Raw genomic sequence first — 259 nt, forward strand, 5'->3', positions numbered from 1 at the left:
TTCATGGGATCGTTCGTTCCTGGCAGGCTATGGTGCAACGTCAGATGTATATGATGTAGCAGCGATAGGCCCATATTACTATATCGTAGGCGACTTTTCGGGCTACGCACAACAAAATGGCGGGGTAAGCAGAATAGCAAAGATTACGACCAATGGTTTGATAGATACCGTAGCCGTTACCACATACCTGAAAAAGATCAAATTCGTACCTACCTTTAATGGGGGCGTAACAGGCGGCCGTGTAACCAGCATTTATCCA

At 46.3% G+C, this 259-nt stretch carries 1 pseudogene; it reads left to right on the plus strand.

What is annotated here, in order from left to right:
* Positions 1–259: pseudogene (locus tag HB679_RS20540) on the plus strand (hypothetical protein); the annotation flags it as partial.

This window comes from Mucilaginibacter sp. dw_454, from assembly GCF_018449775.1.
Lineage (GTDB): Bacteria > Bacteroidota > Bacteroidia > Sphingobacteriales > Sphingobacteriaceae > Mucilaginibacter.